This is a genomic window from Pseudoduganella sp. R-43, from assembly GCF_049913255.1.
Taxonomy (GTDB): domain Bacteria; phylum Pseudomonadota; class Gammaproteobacteria; order Burkholderiales; family Burkholderiaceae_D; genus Rugamonas.
In genome coordinates this window covers 868594-882863 of sequence record NZ_CP183988.1, presented here as the reverse complement: position 1 = coordinate 882863, position 14270 = coordinate 868594, and the positions used below count along the sequence as shown (strand labels likewise).

At 58.0% G+C, this 14270-nt stretch carries 27 protein-coding genes; 3 read left to right on the top strand and 24 right to left on the bottom strand.

Going from position 1 to position 14270, the window contains the following annotated elements; all coding sequences use genetic code 11:
* Positions 1 to 6: 6 nt before the first annotated feature.
* The 24 genes from rpsM to rplC all read right to left on the bottom strand — a co-directional run bounded on the left by rpsM (position 7) and on the right by rplC (position 11161).
* Positions 7 to 372, bottom strand: a complete 366-nt coding sequence (gene rpsM, locus ACN9M3_RS04110; protein WP_028101646.1) for a 30S ribosomal protein S13 — start codon at positions 370 to 372, stop codon at positions 7 to 9.
* 16 nt (positions 373 to 388) lie between these two features.
* Positions 389 to 502 carry a 50S ribosomal protein L36 gene (gene rpmJ / locus ACN9M3_RS04105; protein WP_082507582.1) on the bottom strand — a complete coding sequence of 38 codons (114 nt, stop codon included), beginning with the start codon at positions 500 to 502 and terminating at the stop codon, positions 389 to 391.
* A gap of 36 nt (positions 503 to 538) precedes the next feature.
* Complete coding sequence (infA, locus tag ACN9M3_RS04100; protein ID WP_005663428.1) at positions 539 to 757, bottom strand: translation initiation factor IF-1; 219 nt, start codon at positions 755 to 757, stop codon at positions 539 to 541.
* Positions 758 to 2092, bottom strand: a complete 1335-nt coding sequence (secY, locus tag ACN9M3_RS04095; RefSeq protein WP_130315943.1) for a preprotein translocase subunit SecY — start codon at positions 2090 to 2092, stop codon at positions 758 to 760.
* A 26-nt stretch (positions 2093 to 2118) separates the two neighbouring features.
* Complete coding sequence (rplO, locus tag ACN9M3_RS04090) at positions 2119 to 2550, bottom strand: 50S ribosomal protein L15 (RefSeq protein ID WP_028101648.1); 432 nt, start codon at positions 2548 to 2550, stop codon at positions 2119 to 2121.
* Between the two features lie 26 nt (positions 2551 to 2576).
* Complete coding sequence (gene rpmD, locus ACN9M3_RS04085) at positions 2577 to 2753, bottom strand: 50S ribosomal protein L30 (protein WP_035373423.1); 177 nt, start codon at positions 2751 to 2753, stop codon at positions 2577 to 2579.
* A gap of 14 nt (positions 2754 to 2767) precedes the next feature.
* Positions 2768 to 3286: a 30S ribosomal protein S5 gene (rpsE, locus tag ACN9M3_RS04080; protein ID WP_057264732.1), complete on the bottom strand. Its 519-nt coding sequence runs from the start codon at positions 3284 to 3286 to the stop codon at positions 2768 to 2770.
* A gap of 10 nt (positions 3287 to 3296) precedes the next feature.
* On the bottom strand, positions 3297 to 3659 hold the full coding sequence (gene rplR / locus ACN9M3_RS04075; protein WP_028101651.1) for a 50S ribosomal protein L18: 363 nt from the start codon (positions 3657 to 3659) through the stop codon (positions 3297 to 3299).
* A 13-nt stretch (positions 3660 to 3672) separates the two neighbouring features.
* Positions 3673 to 4206: a 50S ribosomal protein L6 gene (rplF, locus tag ACN9M3_RS04070; protein WP_130315944.1), complete on the bottom strand. Its 534-nt coding sequence runs from the start codon at positions 4204 to 4206 to the stop codon at positions 3673 to 3675.
* An 11-nt stretch (positions 4207 to 4217) separates the two neighbouring features.
* A complete protein-coding gene (gene rpsH / locus ACN9M3_RS04065) occupies positions 4218 to 4613 on the bottom strand; it encodes a 30S ribosomal protein S8 (protein WP_130315945.1) in 396 nt (131 codons plus the stop codon).
* A gap of 14 nt (positions 4614 to 4627) precedes the next feature.
* Positions 4628 to 4933, bottom strand: coding sequence for a 30S ribosomal protein S14 (gene rpsN, locus ACN9M3_RS04060; protein WP_055937643.1), 306 nt, complete (start codon positions 4931 to 4933; stop codon positions 4628 to 4630).
* Positions 4934 to 4939: 6 nt separating this feature from the next.
* Positions 4940 to 5479 (bottom strand): 50S ribosomal protein L5, encoded by a 540-nt coding sequence (rplE, locus tag ACN9M3_RS04055; RefSeq protein ID WP_155452625.1) that lies wholly within the window; start codon positions 5477 to 5479, stop codon positions 4940 to 4942.
* A gap of 6 nt (positions 5480 to 5485) precedes the next feature.
* Positions 5486 to 5800, bottom strand: coding sequence for a 50S ribosomal protein L24 (rplX, locus tag ACN9M3_RS04050; RefSeq protein ID WP_055937637.1), 315 nt, complete (start codon positions 5798 to 5800; stop codon positions 5486 to 5488).
* An 11-nt stretch (positions 5801 to 5811) separates the two neighbouring features.
* Positions 5812 to 6180 (bottom strand): 50S ribosomal protein L14, encoded by a 369-nt coding sequence (gene rplN / locus ACN9M3_RS04045; RefSeq protein WP_028101657.1) that lies wholly within the window; start codon positions 6178 to 6180, stop codon positions 5812 to 5814.
* Between the two features lie 255 nt (positions 6181 to 6435).
* A complete protein-coding gene (gene rpsQ / locus ACN9M3_RS04040) occupies positions 6436 to 6702 on the bottom strand; it encodes a 30S ribosomal protein S17 (RefSeq protein WP_055937633.1) in 267 nt (88 codons plus the stop codon).
* Positions 6699 to 6890: a 50S ribosomal protein L29 gene (gene rpmC / locus ACN9M3_RS04035; RefSeq protein WP_028101659.1), complete on the bottom strand. Its 192-nt coding sequence runs from the start codon at positions 6888 to 6890 to the stop codon at positions 6699 to 6701. The genes rpsQ and rpmC overlap by 4 nt, the downstream gene beginning before the upstream one ends.
* Before the next feature lie 12 nt (positions 6891 to 6902).
* Positions 6903 to 7322, bottom strand: a complete 420-nt coding sequence (rplP, locus tag ACN9M3_RS04030) for a 50S ribosomal protein L16 (RefSeq protein WP_028101660.1) — start codon at positions 7320 to 7322, stop codon at positions 6903 to 6905.
* Positions 7323 to 7324: 2 nt separating this feature from the next.
* Complete coding sequence (rpsC, locus tag ACN9M3_RS04025) at positions 7325 to 8116, bottom strand: 30S ribosomal protein S3 (protein ID WP_057264738.1); 792 nt, start codon at positions 8114 to 8116, stop codon at positions 7325 to 7327.
* 9 nt (positions 8117 to 8125) lie between these two features.
* Positions 8126 to 8458, bottom strand: coding sequence for a 50S ribosomal protein L22 (gene rplV, locus ACN9M3_RS04020; RefSeq protein WP_207232949.1), 333 nt, complete (start codon positions 8456 to 8458; stop codon positions 8126 to 8128).
* Positions 8455 to 8730 carry a 30S ribosomal protein S19 gene (rpsS, locus tag ACN9M3_RS04015; RefSeq protein WP_093556914.1) on the bottom strand — a complete coding sequence of 92 codons (276 nt, stop codon included), beginning with the start codon at positions 8728 to 8730 and terminating at the stop codon, positions 8455 to 8457. The genes rplV and rpsS overlap by 4 nt, the downstream gene beginning before the upstream one ends.
* Positions 8731 to 8739: 9 nt before the next feature.
* A complete protein-coding gene (gene rplB, locus ACN9M3_RS04010; protein ID WP_130315951.1) occupies positions 8740 to 9567 on the bottom strand; it encodes a 50S ribosomal protein L2 in 828 nt (275 codons plus the stop codon).
* Positions 9567 to 9884, bottom strand: a complete 318-nt coding sequence (rplW, locus tag ACN9M3_RS04005) for a 50S ribosomal protein L23 (protein WP_130315952.1) — start codon at positions 9882 to 9884, stop codon at positions 9567 to 9569. The genes rplB and rplW overlap by 1 nt, the downstream gene beginning before the upstream one ends.
* Positions 9881 to 10501: a 50S ribosomal protein L4 gene (gene rplD, locus ACN9M3_RS04000; protein WP_130315953.1), complete on the bottom strand. Its 621-nt coding sequence runs from the start codon at positions 10499 to 10501 to the stop codon at positions 9881 to 9883. The genes rplW and rplD overlap by 4 nt, the downstream gene beginning before the upstream one ends.
* Before the next feature lie 3 nt (positions 10502 to 10504).
* Positions 10505 to 11161, bottom strand: coding sequence for a 50S ribosomal protein L3 (rplC, locus tag ACN9M3_RS03995; protein WP_426167767.1), 657 nt, complete (start codon positions 11159 to 11161; stop codon positions 10505 to 10507).
* A gap of 226 nt (positions 11162 to 11387) precedes the next feature.
* Between rplC and ACN9M3_RS03990 the strand changes: the two genes are divergently transcribed.
* From ACN9M3_RS03990 to ACN9M3_RS03980, 3 genes are all read left to right on the top strand, one after another.
* On the top strand, positions 11388 to 12116 hold the full coding sequence (locus ACN9M3_RS03990) for a PEP-CTERM sorting domain-containing protein (protein ID WP_426320693.1): 729 nt from the start codon (positions 11388 to 11390) through the stop codon (positions 12114 to 12116).
* 80 nt (positions 12117 to 12196) lie between these two features.
* Positions 12197 to 13561, top strand: a complete 1365-nt coding sequence (locus ACN9M3_RS03985; RefSeq protein WP_426320691.1) for a family 43 glycosylhydrolase — start codon at positions 12197 to 12199, stop codon at positions 13559 to 13561.
* A 60-nt stretch (positions 13562 to 13621) separates the two neighbouring features.
* Positions 13622 to 13990 (top strand): DUF2784 domain-containing protein, encoded by a 369-nt coding sequence (locus ACN9M3_RS03980; protein WP_426320689.1) that lies wholly within the window; start codon positions 13622 to 13624, stop codon positions 13988 to 13990.
* Positions 13991 to 14270 lie beyond the last annotated feature (280 nt).

Here is a 14270-nt window from a genome sequence, read left to right as displayed (position 1 = left end):
CCTAGATTATTTCTTCAGCGATTGAGCGGCTTTGCGCGGGCCCTTGCGGGTACGTGCATTGGTGCGGGTGCGCTGACCGCGGACCGGCAGGCCCTTACGGTGACGCAGACCACGGTAGCAGCCCAGGTCCATCAGACGCTTGATGTTCATCGACAGTTCGCGACGCAGGTCGCCTTCGACGATGAACTTGCCGATTTCTTCACGCAGCTTTTCTAGCTCGCTGTCGTCCAGGTCCTTGACCTTCTTGTTGGTTGCAACGCCGGCTTGTGCGCAGATGAACTGCGAACGAGGACGGCCGATACCGTAGATCTCGGTCAGGCCGATAACGGTGTGCTTATGGTTTGGGATGTTAACCCCTGCAATACGTGCCATTCGTTATTCCCTCGAATTAACCTTGACGCTGCTTGTGACGAGCTTCCACGCAGATTACGCGGACCACGCCCTTGCGCTTGATGATCTTGCAGTTGCGGCAGATGCGCTTAACTGAAGCGTTAACTTTCATGATTGCACTCTCTTATGTTCGAAATTGCTTAATTAATTACTTTGTCCGGAACACAATACGGGCCCGGCTCAGGTCGTACGGCGTCAATTCAACCGTGACCTTGTCGCCAGGGAGAATGCGGATATAGTTCATCCGCATTTTACCCGAAATGTGGCCGAGTACCACGTGGCCGTTTTCCAGCTTTACTCGAAAAGTTGCATTGGGCAAGTTCTCCAGGATCTCGCCCTGCATCTGAATTACGTCGTCTTTTGCCATTTATCGTGTCGGAAGTCCGCCCTTGAAGTTAGCTTTGCGCAGCAGCGATTCATATTGCTGCGACATCACATAGTTTTGCACTTGAGCCATGAAGTCCATGGTCACAACTACAATAATCAACAGCGAAGTACCACCAAAATAGAACGACACCTTCCACTGGGCTTGCATGAATTCCGGCAGCAAGCACACGGCGGTGATGTACACGGCGCCCGCCAGGGTCAATCGCATCAGGATCTTGTCGATGTAACGGGCTGTCTGCTCACCGGGACGAATCCCTGGCACAAAGGCCCCGCTCTTCTTCAAGTTGTCCGCAGTTTCCTTGCTGTTGAACACCAGTGCGGTGTAGAAGAAGCAGAAGAAAATGATTGCCACGGCGTACAGCAGTGCATGGATTGGCTCACCAGGAGCCATCGACGCAGCCAGATCTTTCAGGAAGCGGACCACTGGGTTAGAGGTGTCCGCACCTTTCGAAAACCAGTCCACGATGGTAGCCGGGAACAAGATAATCGACGAAGCGAAGATCGGCGGAATCACGCCTGCCATGTTGAGCTTGAGCGGCAGGTGGCTGGTCTGCCCACCGTAGATCTTGTTACCGACCTGACGTTTGGCGTAGTTGACCAGGATCTTGCGCTGACCACGTTCGACGAACACCACCGCGTAGGTAACCGCAGCTACCAGGACCACGATGAGGATCCCCGAGAAAGCGTTGATCTGGTTGTTGCTGACCTGGGTGAACAAGCCACCCAGCGCATTTGGCAGACCAGCCGCGATACCGGCGAAGATGATGATCGAGATGCCGTTACCAAGGCCACGCTCGGTAATCTGCTCGCCCAACCACATCACGAACATGGTGCCGGTCAGCAGCGTCACCACGGTGACGAAGCGGAAGCCCATACCAGGGTCGATCACCAGGCCAGGCTGGGCTTCCAGCGCGACCGCGATGCCGAACGCCTGGAACAAAGCCAGACCGACAGTTGCATAACGGGTGTACTGGGTAATCTTGCGACGGCCCGATTCACCTTCTTTTTTCAGCGCCTCCATGGTCGGCGACACGATCGACACCAGTTGCATGATGATCGAGGCCGAAATGTATGGAGTAATGCCCAGGGCAAAGATCGTGAAACGCGACAGCGCGCCACCGGAGAACATGTTGAACATGCCCAGGATGCCGTTCTGCTGCGATTCAAACAACCGTGCCAGCTCTACCGGGTTGACACCCGGAACAGGGATGTGTGCACCGATACGGTACACCACCAGAGCGCCCAGCAAAAACCACAGCCGGTTCCAAGGGAAGCCGGCGGCGGCGGATTTAGCAAGCTGTTGGTTCGTTGCCAATTTTCGCTCCGATTAAGCTAGCTGACTCAGGCTACCGAGCCGCCAGCTGCTTCGATGGCTGCTTTCGCGCCAGCGGTCACCTTCAGGCCTTTTACGGTCACTGCTTTGGTGATTTCGCCGGAAGCGATCACACGTACGTCGCGTGCCAGAACATTCAGCACACCGGCCTGTTTCAGCACCAGGATGTCGACTTCACCGACAGCCAGGGCGTTCAGGTCGGACAGACGCACTTCAGCCTTGAAAGTGGCATTCAGGGATTTGAAGCCACGCTTAGGCAGACGACGCTGCAGAGGCATTTGACCGCCTTCGAAGCCGACTTTGTGGAAGCCGCCCGAACGCGATTTCTGACCCTTGTGGCCGCGGCCTGCGGTTTTACCCAGGCCGGAGCCGATACCGCGGCCAACGCGGCGCTTAGCGTGCTTCGCGCCTTCTGCTGGTTGAATGGTATTCAGTTGCATTGTTTTCTCCAGTTCCTAAGGGTCGCTTAGGAAACGACTTTAACGAGGTAGGCGACCTTGTTGATCATGCCGCGCACAGCAGGAGTGTCCTGCAGTTCGCTGACAGAGTTCACACGACGCAGGCCCAGGCCACGCACGGTAGCGCGGTGGTCTTGACGGGTGCCGATCAGGCCCTTCACCAGTTTGACTTTGATAGTGCTCATTGAAGTGCTCCCTATTAACCCAGGATCTCTTCAACCGACTTGCCGCGCTTGGCAGCGATGTCAGCTGGAGTGCTCATTTTGGCCAGGCCGTCCAGGGTGGCGCGCACCAGGTTGTATGGGTTGTTCGAACCGGTGGATTTTGCCACCACGTCGGTCACGCCCATCACCTCGAAGATAGCGCGCATGGCGCCACCAGCGATCACGCCGGTACCTGGCTTGGCTGGCGACATCATCACTTTCGACGCGCCGTGGCGGCCGGTGACGGTGTGCTGCAGGGTGCCGTTCTTCAGAGGAACCTTGATCAGGTTGCGGCGGGCTTCTTCCATTGCCTTCTGCACACCGACCGGAACTTCCTTCGACTTGCCCTTGCCCATGCCGATGCGGCCATCGCCGTCACCAACCACGGTCAGCGCTGCGAAGCCCATGATGCGACCACCCTTGACCACTTTGGTCACGCGGTTGATCGCGATCATTTTTTCGCGCATGCCATCATCCGGCTTATCGGATGCCATTTTTGCTTGCATTTTTGCCATGATCGTACCCTTAGAACTTCAGGCCAGCTTCACGCGCGGCTTCAGCCAGCGCCTTGATGCGGCCGTGGTAACGGAAACCGGAGCGGTCGAAGGCGACTTCGGTGATGCCCGCTTTCAGTGCTTTTTCTGCGACACGCTTGCCAACCAGTGCGGCAGCGGCGGCGTTGCCACCCTTGCCAGACTTGCCAGCCAGCTCGGCGCGCACTTCCGCTTCCACGGTCGAGGCCGAAACCAGAACTTTGGCGTCCGGGCTGATCAGGTTCGCGTAAATGTGCAGGTTGGTGCGGTGGACCGACAGGCGGTTCACTTTCAGTTGCGCGATCTTGATGCGAGTTTGACGTCCGCGGCGCAGACGAGATTCTTTTTTGTCCATCGTCAGCCCCTAATTACTTCTTCTTGGTTTCTTTGAGCTTAACCACTTCGTCCACATAGCGGACACCCTTGCCTTTGTATGGCTCAGGGGAGCGGTAAGCACGCACTTCGGCGGCAACCTGGCCAACCTTTTGGCGATCAACGCCAGAGATGATGATCTCGGTTGGGGTCGGGGTTGCGCACTTCACACCGGCAGGCATGTCGTGAACGACCGGGTGCGAGAAGCCCAGGGACAGATTCAGCTTGTCGCCTTGAGCCTGGGCTTTGTAGCCCACGCCGACCAGGGACAGCTTCTTCTCGAAGCCCTTGGTAACGCCCACGACCATGTTGTTGACCAGGGCACGCAGGGTGCCGGACATGGCGTTCGATTCACGGCTGTCGTTCACCACGTCGAAGGACAGGGTGCCAGCGTTGTTTTCAACTTTTACCAGGCCGTTCAGGCTCTGGGTCAGGGTGCCCAGCGGGCCCTTGACGGTGATCGCTTGTGCGGAGATGGCAACTTCGGCGCCAGCAGGCACAACGATCGGCATTTTAGCTACACGAGACATTGTGTTACTCCTTAAGCCACGAAGCAGATGACTTCGCCACCAACACCGGTAGCGCGCGCCTTGCGATCGGTCATGACGCCTTTCGGGGTCGACACGATTGCCACGCCCAGGCCGTTCATCACGGTTGGGATCTCATCTTTGCCTTTGTAGATACGCAGGCCTGGACGCGAAACACGTTCCAGACGCTCGATCACAGGACGGCCTACATAATATTTCAAACCGATTTTCAGTTCCGACTTGCCCTCGTTGGTGGACACGGCGAAATCTTCAATGTAACCCTCGTCTTTCAGGACGTTGGCAATCGCAACTTTCACCTTCGACGATGGCATTGCCACGGAGGTCTTTTGCACGGTCTGTGCGTTGCGAATACGGGTCAGCATATCGGCGATAGGATCGCTCATACTCATTGCTTATTCTCCTATTACCAGCTGGCTTTGGTCATACCCGGGATTTCGCCACGCATGGCGAATTCACGGAGCTTGATACGACCCAGGCCGAATTTACGGAAGGTGCCACGTGGGCGACCGGTGACCTGGCAGCGGTTGCGCTGACGGGTTGGAGCCGAGTTACGCGGCAGGGCCTGCAGTTTCAGGCGCGCTTCGTAACGCTCTTCTTCCGACTTGGTCTGGTCATCAATGATGGCCTTCAGAGCGGCGCGCTTGGCAGCAAACTTGGCTACCAGGTCAGCACGCTTCTGTTCACGGTTAATCAGTGCGAGTTTTGCCATGATCGTTTAGTTCCTGAACGGGAATTTAAAGGCGGCGAGCAGCGCTTTGGCTTCGTCGTCGGTCTTCGCGGTGGTGGTGATCGAAATGTTCATACCACGCAGTGCGTCGATCTTGTCGTACTCGATTTCCGGGAAGATGATCTGTTCTTTCACGCCGATGTTGTAGTTACCACGGCCATCGAAGGATTTGCCAGACACACCACGGAAGTCACGCACGCGCGGCAGGGCCACGGTGATCAGACGGTCCAGGAATTCGTACATGCGGGCGCCGCGCAGGGTCACCATGGTACCGATCGGGTAGCCTTCGCGGATCTTGAAACCTGCGATTGCCTTACGGGCCTTGGTCACGACTGGCTTCTGGCCGGCGATCTTGGTCAGGTCGCCAACAGCGTGCTCGATGATTTTTTTGTCAGCCACGGCTTCCGAGAGACCCATGTTCAGGGTGATCTTGGTCAGGCGCGGCACTTCCATCACGGAGGAATAACCGAACTTGCCGGTCAACTCAGCGACGATCTTGTCTTTGTACAGTTGTTGCAGACGGGCCATTTCTGATTACCCTTTCACTACTTCGCCGGAGGACTTGAAGACGCGGACTTTTTTGCCATCCACTTCCTTGAAGCCTACGCGATCTGCCTTACCGGTCGCAGCGTTGAACAGAGCAACGTTGGACACGTGAATTGGCATGGTCTTGTCAACGATGCCACCTTGAACACCAGTCATCGGGTTTGGCTTAACGGCTTTTTTAGCCACGTTAACGCCGTCCACCACGACGTGCTCAGCGTCTACACGCTGGGTCACTACGCCGCGCTTGCCCTTGTCCTTACCAGTCAGGACGATGACTTCGTCGTTTTTGCGAATCTTATCCATTGTCTGACTCCTTACAGGACTTCCGGTGCCAGGGACACGATCTTCATGAACTTCTCAGTGCGCAGTTCACGCGTCACTGGGCCAAAGATACGGGTACCGATCGGTTCCAGCTTGTTGTTCAGCAGGACAGCAGCATTGCCGTCGAACTTCACCAGCGAACCGTCCTGGCGACGCACACCCTTAGCGGTGCGCACTACCACGGCGTTATAAATTTCACCTTTTTTGACACGGCCGCGAGGCTGAGCCACCTTAACGGTGACCTTGATCACGTCGCCGATGCCAGCGTAACGGCGCTTGGAACCGCCCAACACCTTGATGCACATGACTTCCTTGGCACCGGTGTTGTCGGCCACTTCGAGCCGGCTTTCAGTTTGAATCATAGTTATCTCTTTCCCAACTTAAGCCGAAGAATCCACACAATGCGGACATCGGTCAGTCTTGGTCCCGCCAGCAAACACAACGCCTGCTGATTGGGTGCTTGATCTTCATACAAGTACTGACCGCTATCGCGTCTACGGAGAGAAACTTTGCGGCGGATACATGGACGAAGCCCGCAAGTATCACATAAAACCTGCGGGCCTGCAAGAACTAATTAAATTGTGGCCGGGAACTCACGCTCCCGGCTTGCAACTTACTTAGACGATTTGTGCAGCTTGCACTACACGGGTCACCGTCCACGCCTTCGTTTTGGAGATCGGACGACCTTCCACGATCTCTACCGTATCACCGGCTTTGACCTGGTTGGTCTCGTCGTGCGCGTGGTACTTGGCGCTACGCACGATGATCTTGCCATACAGAGGGTGCTTGACGTGACGTTCGATCAGAACGGTAACGGTCTTGTCCATCTTGTCGGACACGACTTTACCGATCAGAGTACGCTTCAGCTTAACTTGTTCGGTCATTTCGCTTCCTTCGAGTTCATTACCGTTTTCACGCGGGCGATGTCGCGGCGGACCTTCTTCAGCTGCGAACTGTTGCCCAGCTGCTGGGTAGCAGCTTGCATACGCAGACCGAACTGCGCCTTCAGCAGGTCGTTCAGTTCTTTCTGCAGTGCAGCCTGGTCTTTGCCACGGAGTTCAGATGCTTTCATATTTCACTCCAATTATTGGCCAACCTGGCGCACCACGAAGGTGGTAGCCAGAGGCAGTTTAGCAGCAGCCAGACGGAACGCTTCGCGTGCCAGTTCTTCGCCAACGCCATCCATTTCGTACAGGACTTTGCCTGGACGGATTTCGGCAACGTAGTACTCCGGATTACCTTTACCGTTACCCATACGGACTTCGGCAGGCTTGTTGGAGATCGGCTTGTCTGGGAAAACACGGATCCAGATACGGCCACCACGCTTGATGTGACGGGTCATTGCACGACGAGCGGACTCGATCTGGCGTGCAGTGATACGGCCACGAGCCACGGCCTTCAGGCCGAACTCACCGAACGACACGTTAGTGCCGGTGGAGTGCGAAATGCCGGTGTTGCGGCCTTTCTGCTCTTTACGATATTTCCTGCGGCTTGGTTGCAGCATGCTTATTCTCCTGCTTTGTCAGCTGCAGCCGGCTTGGCAGCGCGGCGGGCGGCTGGGGCTTTGGCGCCTGGAGCTGGACGGCGGCCAGCTGGCTTACCGTCGTCGCGGCGCGGGCCACGTGGCTTCTTCTCTTCAGCCGGGGTGTCGATGACTGGTGCTTCGCCGGTGGCGGAGCGGTCACCCTTGTACACCCACACCTTGACACCGATGATGCCGTAGGTGGTGGAAGCTTCGGAGGTACCGTAGTCGATGTCCGCCTTCAGGGTATGCAGAGGCACGCGGCCTTCGCGATACCATTCGGTACGGGCGATCTCGATGCCGTTCAGACGACCCGAGGACATGATCTTGATGCCCTGGGCGCCCAGGCGCATTGCGTTCTGCATGGCGCGCTTCATGGCGCGGCGGAACATAATACGCTTTTCCAGCTGCTGGGAGATCGAGTCAGCGATCAGCTGAGCGTCGATTTCCGGCTTACGGATTTCTTCGATGTTCACGTGCACTGGCACGCCCATGATCTTGGTCAGGGCGGACTTCAGGACTTCGATGTCCTCGCCCTTCTTGCCGATCACGACGCCAGGACGCGAGCTGTACACGGTGAAGCGTGCGTTCTTGGCAGGACGCTCGATCACGATGCGGCCTACGGAAGCGTTTTTCAGCTTCTTCTTCAGGAAAGCACGTGCCTTCAGGTCTTCGTTCAGCATCGAAGCGAAGTTACCGTTGGTTGCGTACCAGCGAGATGCCCAGTTACGGGTGACCGCCAGACGGAAACCGGTTGGATGAATTTTCTGACCCATCGCAGCTCCTTAGTTACCGACAGTCACGTAAATGTGACAGGATTGTTTCGAGATACGGTCGCCACGACCTTTAGCGCGTGCAGTGAAGCGCTTCAGGATTGGACCCTTTTCGACGTAGATCGTTTTCACGAACAGTTCGTCGATGTCGGCACCGTCGTTGTGCTCGGCGTTCGCAATAGCGGACTCCAGCACTTTCTTGACGATGAACGCGCCTTTCTTAGGGCTGAACTGCAGGATGTTCAGCGCAGCGTCAACCTTCTTGCCGCGGATCAGGTCAGCGATCAGGCGACCCTTTTGATCCGACAGGCGCACGCCTTTGAGGATAGCTTTGGTTTCCATTATTTCTTAGCCTTTTTGTCAGCAGCGTGGCCCTTGAAGGTACGGGTCAGCGCGAATTCGCCGAGCTTGTGACCAACCATGTTTTCGGACACGTACACAGGCACGTGGACCTTGCCGTTGTGCACGGCAATGGTCAGACCGATGAAGTCAGGCATGATCGTCGAGCGACGGGACCAGGTTTTGATTGGCTTTTTGTCTTTGGTCGCTTGAGCGGCTTCGACTTTTTTCACCAGGTGGGCGTCGCAGAACGGCCCTTTTTTCAATGAACGAGTCATGGTTTATCCTTATTTCTTGCCGCGGCGAGAGACGATCATCGAAGAAGTACGCTTGTTGGAGCGAGTCTTCTTACCCTTGGTCTGCTGGCCCCATGGGGACACTGGATGACGACCAGCTGCGGTACGGCCTTCACCACCACCGTGCGGGTGGTCGATCGGGTTCATTACCACACCGCGGACGGTTGGGCGAACACCGCGCCAGCGCATGGCACCGGCTTTACCGATCTTGCGCAGGCTGTGCTCAGCATTGCCAACTTCGCCGATGGTGGCGCGGCACTCGATGTGCACGCGGCGCACTTCGCCGGAGCGCAGGCGAACCTGGGCGTAAGTACCTTCGCGGGCCATCAGGACCACAACGGCGCCAGCGGTACGGGCCATCTGGGCACCTTTACCTGGCAGCATTTCCACGCAGTGGATGTTGGTGCCGACTGGGATGTTGCGGATTGGCAGGCAGTTACCGGCCTTGATCGGCGCTTCCGAACCGTTCAGCAGGGTGTCGCCAACAGCAACGCCTTTAGGGGCGATGATGTACTTGCGCTCGCCGTCGGCGTAGCACAGCAGGGCGATGTGTGCGGTACGGTTTGGATCGTATTCGATACGTTCCACTTTCGCAGGGATGCCGTCCTTGGTGCGCTTGAAGTCCACAACACGGTAGTGGTGCTTGTGGCCACCGCCGATGTGGCGGGTGGTGATGTGACCGTTGTTGTTACGGCCAGCAGTCTTGGACTTCTTCTCCAGCAGGGCGGCGAACGGACGGCCTTTGTACAGGTCGGCGTTCACAACCTTCACCATGCCGCGACGGCCTGGGGAGGTTGGCTTCATCTTAACGAGTGCCATTATTTAGCCTCCTCGGTGAAATTGATTTCCTGGCCTGGCTTCAGGCACACGAAAGCACGCTTGGTGTGGTTGCGGCGACCGATGAAACGGCCGGAACGCTTGACCTTACCTTCGCGGTTCACGGTCTGCACCGATTCCACTTCAACCTTGAACAGCAGTTCAACGGCGGCCTTGATTTCTGGCTTGGTCGCGTCCTTGGTAACCAGGAACACGATCTGCTCGTTCTTTTCCGCAACCATGGTGGCTTTTTCGGAAATGACCGGAGCCAGCAGCACCTTCATCAGGCGCTCTTCGCTGTGTTTGATAACTGCGCTCATGCCAGCATCTCCTCAATCTGTGCCAGAGCTGCCTTGGTGACCAGGACCTTCTTGTAGAAGACCAGGGACATTGGGTCAGCGTGACGCGGCTCGACAACCAGCACGTTCGGCAGGTTGCGGGAAGCCAGTTCCAGGTTTTCCTGGATGGTGTCGGTAACGATCAGGACCGAATCCAGACCCATGCCGGTCAGCTTTTGCGACAGCAGCTTGGTCTTAGGAGCTTCGATCGACAGGTCTTCGATCACAACCAGGCGCTCTTCGCGGGCCAGTTGGGACAGGATCGAGCAGATACCTGCGCGATACATCTTCTTGTTGACCTTGTGCGAGAAGTTCTCGTCAGGGGAGTTCGGGAAGATGCGACCACCACCGCGCCACAGCGGGGAGGAGGACATACCAGCACGAGCACGGCCGGTGCCTTTTTGGCGCCATGGCTTCTTGGTCGTGTGGTGGACTTCTTCACGGTCTTTTTGCTTGCGGTTACCGCTACGTGCGTTAGCAGCGTAAGCAACGACGACTTGGTGGATCAGCGCTTCGTTGTAGTCACGGCCGAAGACGGTGTCAGCGGCAGCTACGTTCGACGCAACTTGACCTTGCGCGTTCAAGAGCTTCAGTTCCATCGATTAAGCTCCCTTCTTTGCTTTAACTTTAACAGCTGGCGATACAACAACCTGGCCGTTTTTCGCGCCTGGTACTGCACCCTTCACCAGCAGCAGCTGGCGATCAGCGTCGATACGAGCGATTTCCAGGTTCTGGGTAGTGACGGTAACGTCGCCCATGTGACCGGTCATGCGCTTGCCTGGGAACACACGGCCCGGATCCTGCGCCATACCGATGGAACCTGGTACGTTGTGCGAACGGGAGTTACCGTGGGTTTGACGACCCGATGCGAAGTTGTGACGCTTGATGGTACCGGCATAGCCTTTACCAATCGACACACCTTGCACGTCGATCTTCTGACCGACTTCGAACAGGGAAGCGGCGATAACTTCACCAGCTTTCAGTTCGTTTGCCTTAGCTGCGTCAACGCGGAATTCCTTGATGAAGGAACCAGCTTCAACACCTGCTTTAGCGTAATGACCGGCAGCAGCTTTAGTCACGCGGGATGCGCGACGCTGACCGAAGACAACCTGAACAGCGGAATAACCATCCACTTCAGGAGTTTTGATTTGCGCAACACGGTTGTTCGACACGTCCAACACGGTGACTGGGATCGAATCCCCGTCATCGTTGAAGATGCGCATCATACCAACCTTGCGACCGAGGAGGCCAAGGCTCATTTTTTCTCCATTCCCACCTACGATTGGGCGGGGCTTTGTTTAACTACAAAAAAAGATACGGGCAAAAAAGACGAACCCATACCGAAGCCGGCTAGTGTACCGATATTTCCCCCTTGACGCAACAGCTTTGTACGAGGTATGTCAAATGTTCTGGCCTGGCGGCAAGCGAGCGCCGCCGTCAGTTAACTCGCGGATAAGATTGCCTCCTTTGTGTACGGAGGTTCCCATGGTAAAACTGGCAATTCCCGCACTCCTGGCCGGCTTGCTGGCCGCTCCCCTGACCCACGCCGGCAACGTGGGCGCCACCCTCACGATCGACCAGCTGCAGCTGCAGGGCAGCGGCAACTACACCGTGCAGCCGGACCATCGCAAACTGTATTCGCGCATCGTCAACGTCGACACTTACAAGGACATTGCCGAATGGGCCATCGACAAGGATAGCTGGCAGCCCGTGGCCACCAACGCCCAGCACAACGGCTCGCAGGCACAGGGCGGATGGAACCCGCTGGCCGGCGGCGGCAGCCTGGCGGTCGACATGGCCGAAGGAGACGGCGCCTGGCGCAGCGGCGAAAGCAGCCTGTGGACCGACATTCTTCTCAATCTTGCACCGGGCGCCAGTGTGACCGTCAGCGGCCGCCTGCAACTGGCCTTCCACGACAGCACCGCAGGCGGCGCCAAGAGCAGCGGCTTCGCCGGCATCTGCCTCGACCTGGCTCCAAGCACTTGCGAACCTGACTACAAGCGCGGCAGTACGCTGGGCGCAGAACCGGGTGGATTTACCGACAGCTTCTCGCTGGGTTGGCACAACGACACTGCCTACAACCAGCAACTGCTGTGGCGAACCAACTTGATGGTCGACGCGCTCGCGCCGGTGCCCGAGCCGGCCAACTGGGGCATGCTGGGCGCCGGGCTGGGCCTGCTCGGACTATGCCGGAAACGGTATCGCAGCGGATAAAAAACTCATTGGTGCCTTGGGGCAACGCCTCCTAATCTGGTGATGGGCTAGTGCGCCCTATAAATAGATAAGGAGACCGAATGAAAAAGCTGCTGGCAGTACTCTGCCTGTGCCTGCACGCCCTGGCGGCGCAGGCCATCAACCTCGCCGGGCTGCAGAACGCCCACGACCCGGGCACCATCACCAAGGACGGCGACACCTATTTCAACTTCACCACCGGCACCGGGATCTGGTATTCCACCTCGACCGACTTGACCACCTGGCAGGGCGGCCCGGGGCCGGTATTCAGCACCTATCCAAGCTGGATCGCCAACAAGATTCCCAACTTCAGCGGCTCGTTCTGGGCGCCGGACGTGATCCACATGAATGGGTATTACTATATTTACTACTCGGTCTCGACCTTCGGTACCTCCAGCTCGGCCATCGGCGTCGCCCGCTCGCCTTCGCTGAAAAACCCGGCCTGGACCGACCTCGGCATCGTGGTCGAATCGTTTGGCGGCAGCAGCGAGATCAACGCCATCGACCCGGCCCTGTACCGCGACCATGACGGCAAGGTGTACATGAGCTACGGCTCCTTCTTCGGCGGCATCGGCGTGGCCGAGATCAACCAGTCGACCGGCAAGCTGGCCGGCAACGTCACCAAGATCTGGGGCGGCAACGGCCAGGACATCGAAGCCCCCTACATCACCCGCGACGGCGGCTACTACTACCTGTTCGTCAACCGCGGCGCCTGCTGCAAAGGCAGCAACAGCACCTACTACGTCGAGGTGCAGCGCGCCACCAGCATTACCGGCCCCTACTCCGGCACCCGCACCGTGCTGCCGAATGTCGACGGCAAATACAAAGGCCCCGGCCACATCGGCGTATTGAAGCAGGATGGCTGCAACTTCACTTCGATCCACTACTACGACCTGAACGACGGCGGCAATGCCAAGCTCGACATCCTGCGCATGACGTATAGCGGCGGCTGGCCCAGCCTGACGCGCAACTTTACGAATTTTGCCGGTTGCGGCGGCATGAGCGACGGCCCTTACGTAATCAAGTCACGCCTGAGCGGCAAAGCGCTGGCGGTCGCCAACGCCTCCACCAGCAACGGCGCCATGGTGCAGCAGCAGACCTACAGCGGCGGCAAGCACCAGCAGTGGTATTTGATCGGGCATGGCGACGGCCAATACAGCATCATCAACGCCGGCAGCCTGCTCAGCCTCGACAACTGGGAAAACTCCACCACGGCAGGCACCAATATCGCGCAATGGTCCTACTGGGCCGGCAACGGCCAGCACTGGAGCTTCGCCAGCCCCGCCAGCGGCTGGTACACGGTCAAGAACCTGCTGAGCGGCTACGTGGTCGACGTGCAAAACAAGAGCACCGCCGAAAACGCCCAGATCATCCAATGGTCGCTGAACAACGGCACCAACCAGCAATGGAGCTTCACCCGCCCATAAGCACCGCCGAGCCCGTGTCACACCATGGGGTCATCCAGAAAGGCAGCGTAAAATCCAGCGATGCTATTCCGTCTCGCTGCCGATGCAGTCTTGCTGCTGCACCTGGCCTTCATCCTGTTTGCCCTTTGCGGCGCTGCCTTGACGTTGCGCTGGCCGCGCATGTGGCGGATTCACCTGCCGGCTACCCTGTGGGCGGCCGGCATTGAACTGATGGGCGCAATCTGTCCGCTCACCTACCTGGAAAACGAGCTACGCGTGCGCGCAGGCCAACAGGGCTATGCGGAGGGGTTCATCGAGCATTATCTCCTTCCCTTGATCTACCCTGCCGGGCTGACGCCGCCCATGCAATACATACTGGCGGGCGTCGTGCTGGGCGTGAACCTTGTGTTGTATGCCTGGCTCTGGCTGCGCCGTCACCGGCAGCGCTGAGCCGCAGGAAGCAATTGCCACCTGCTCCGGCAAGCGGATGTAGCCACGGAACGTATCCGGCTGGCCACGCCCCAGCCTCGCCTGGAGGACCTGCATCAGGTCCCGGTAGGCAGCACTGTCCGGCGCCGGTGCGCACGGCAGGGCCAAGCGGTAGGCTGGGGCGCGGCCATGCCCGGCCACCGCAACCTCGCGGTAAGCACTGGCCACCACGGCCACCAGCTCCGTACCGGGGCGGACATCCAGCTGCCACGCCACAGTCTCATAGCTGGCCAGCACCAGC

What these genes read in the sequence shown, in the direction of transcription:
- ACN9M3_RS03985 (WP_426320691.1), top strand. Translation starts at nt 12,197, where the DNA reads ATGAAAAAGCTGCTGGCAGTACTCTGCCTGTGCCTGCACGCCCTGGCG.
- rplX (WP_055937637.1), bottom strand. Translation starts at nt 5,800, where the DNA reads ATGGATAAGATTCGCAAAAACGACGAAGTCATCGTCCTGACTGGTAAG.
- rpsS (WP_093556914.1), bottom strand. Translation starts at nt 8,730, where the DNA reads ATGACTCGTTCATTGAAAAAAGGGCCGTTCTGCGACGCCCACCTGGTG.
- rpmC (WP_028101659.1), bottom strand. Translation starts at nt 6,890, where the DNA reads ATGAAAGCATCTGAACTCCGTGGCAAAGACCAGGCTGCACTGCAGAAA.
- rplB (WP_130315951.1), bottom strand. Translation starts at nt 9,567, where the DNA reads ATGGCACTCGTTAAGATGAAGCCAACCTCCCCAGGCCGTCGCGGCATG.
- rplN (WP_028101657.1), bottom strand. Translation starts at nt 6,180, where the DNA reads ATGATTCAAACTGAAAGCCGGCTCGAAGTGGCCGACAACACCGGTGCC.
- rplD (WP_130315953.1), bottom strand. Translation starts at nt 10,501, where the DNA reads ATGGAACTGAAGCTCTTGAACGCGCAAGGTCAAGTTGCGTCGAACGTA.
- rplO (WP_028101648.1), bottom strand. Translation starts at nt 2,550, where the DNA reads ATGCAACTGAATACCATTCAACCAGCAGAAGGCGCGAAGCACGCTAAG.
- ACN9M3_RS03980 (WP_426320689.1), top strand. Translation starts at nt 13,622, where the DNA reads ATGCTATTCCGTCTCGCTGCCGATGCAGTCTTGCTGCTGCACCTGGCC.
- rplP (WP_028101660.1), bottom strand. Translation starts at nt 7,322, where the DNA reads ATGCTGCAACCAAGCCGCAGGAAATATCGTAAAGAGCAGAAAGGCCGC.
- ACN9M3_RS03990 (WP_426320693.1), top strand. Translation starts at nt 11,388, where the DNA reads ATGGTAAAACTGGCAATTCCCGCACTCCTGGCCGGCTTGCTGGCCGCT.
- rpmJ (WP_082507582.1), bottom strand. Translation starts at nt 502, where the DNA reads ATGAAAGTTAACGCTTCAGTTAAGCGCATCTGCCGCAACTGCAAGATC.
- rplE (WP_155452625.1), bottom strand. Translation starts at nt 5,479, where the DNA reads ATGGCCCGTCTGCAACAACTGTACAAAGACAAGATCGTCGCTGAGTTG.
- rpmD (WP_035373423.1), bottom strand. Translation starts at nt 2,753, where the DNA reads ATGAGCACTATCAAAGTCAAACTGGTGAAGGGCCTGATCGGCACCCGT.
- rpsH (WP_130315945.1), bottom strand. Translation starts at nt 4,613, where the DNA reads ATGAGTATGAGCGATCCTATCGCCGATATGCTGACCCGTATTCGCAAC.
- infA (WP_005663428.1), bottom strand. Translation starts at nt 757, where the DNA reads ATGGCAAAAGACGACGTAATTCAGATGCAGGGCGAGATCCTGGAGAAC.
- rpsQ (WP_055937633.1), bottom strand. Translation starts at nt 6,702, where the DNA reads ATGACCGAACAAGTTAAGCTGAAGCGTACTCTGATCGGTAAAGTCGTG.
- rplW (WP_130315952.1), bottom strand. Translation starts at nt 9,884, where the DNA reads ATGAGCGCAGTTATCAAACACAGCGAAGAGCGCCTGATGAAGGTGCTG.
- rpsC (WP_057264738.1), bottom strand. Translation starts at nt 8,116, where the DNA reads ATGGGTCAGAAAATTCATCCAACCGGTTTCCGTCTGGCGGTCACCCGT.
- rpsE (WP_057264732.1), bottom strand. Translation starts at nt 3,286, where the DNA reads ATGGCAAAAATGCAAGCAAAAATGGCATCCGATAAGCCGGATGATGGC.
- rpsM (WP_028101646.1), bottom strand. Translation starts at nt 372, where the DNA reads ATGGCACGTATTGCAGGGGTTAACATCCCAAACCATAAGCACACCGTT.
- rplC (WP_426167767.1), bottom strand. Translation starts at nt 11,161, where the DNA reads ATGAGCCTTGGCCTCCTCGGTCGCAAGGTTGGTATGATGCGCATCTTC.
- rpsN (WP_055937643.1), bottom strand. Translation starts at nt 4,933, where the DNA reads ATGGCAAAACTCGCACTGATTAACCGTGAACAGAAGCGTGCTGACCTG.
- rplF (WP_130315944.1), bottom strand. Translation starts at nt 4,206, where the DNA reads ATGTCTCGTGTAGCTAAAATGCCGATCGTTGTGCCTGCTGGCGCCGAA.
- rplR (WP_028101651.1), bottom strand. Translation starts at nt 3,659, where the DNA reads ATGGACAAAAAAGAATCTCGTCTGCGCCGCGGACGTCAAACTCGCATC.